A 946-nucleotide genomic window follows, 5' to 3' on the forward strand; every position below is an offset into this window, starting at 1 on the left:
TGGCGTTAAATTTACATAACAAAACAACGCATCATGAAAACGCTTTTTACTTTAATTTTTGTTCTTTTTATCGGAGTAGCTGCACAAGCAAATAATACTGACCAAGAAGTGAAAGTTGAAACTATTGCCATGAGTATTGTAACTACTACCCAAAATGAAGTTTCTGTAAAAAACGAAAACAAAGTAGCCCGTTTGTACATGTTCAAAAATTCCAGGGTAAAAAAAGAATTGTCTTTCTCTACTAAATTGAACAAAGCTAAATTGGCTTAATATTTCAGGCACCGTATTGGATAAGGAGTGGAAATTTTCTCTTACCTGAATTAAATGTATCTGGTTAAACTTTTGATTACAACACCTATCTGGTCATAATAGTTTTTCACACTGCAATTATATAGTGATCCCTCTAAAGATTAAGCGGCATTCAAATTTGGATAACAAGGGGTAGGTTATTGCAAATGATCGAGAGTTGAATTTTAAAGATTTATACTCTAAAGCTTTGATGTCTATTTGTTACCCGCTTTTTAATTGATTTCAAGTTATTGCTAGCATATGGAGACCAAGGATGACGCAACTATGAAGGAACTCATTAACATTGGTATAAATGGAATCGTTTTACGGGGGAGGCCACTAATAGGTTATCTTAATTCATAAGTTTTTTACTACAAAATGTGATTGATTGTGGTTGGTTGGGCTTTAAAATCTGTAAGAATTACCGATTAAATACCTATATCATCGATTAGTGTTTTGGAGCCCGGTTTTCACTCATCGAGCATTTGGTGCACTTTATCGGGAGATTTGTCAGATACCGAAAAATAAGGGGGTTTAAACGAATTGTGACCTATACAGGGGTGCATGTGGCGTTAAATTTACATAACAAAACAACGCATCATGAAAACGCTTTTTACTTTAATTTTTGTTCTTTTTATCGGAGTAGCTGCACAAGCAA

At 33.9% G+C, this 946-nt stretch carries 1 protein-coding gene; it reads left to right on the top strand.

Annotation, left to right across the window (positions count from 1 at the left end):
- Nucleotides 1-33 precede the first annotated feature (33 nt).
- Nucleotides 34-270 carry a hypothetical protein gene (locus tag MWU84_RS23975; protein ID WP_246906548.1) on the top strand — a complete coding sequence of 79 codons (237 nt, stop codon included), beginning with the start codon at nucleotides 34-36 and terminating at the stop codon, nucleotides 268-270.
- Nucleotides 271-946: the final 676 nt, after the last annotated feature.

The organism is Arenibacter sp. F20364 (genome assembly GCF_023015905.1).
GTDB lineage: Bacteria > Bacteroidota > Bacteroidia > Flavobacteriales > Flavobacteriaceae > Arenibacter.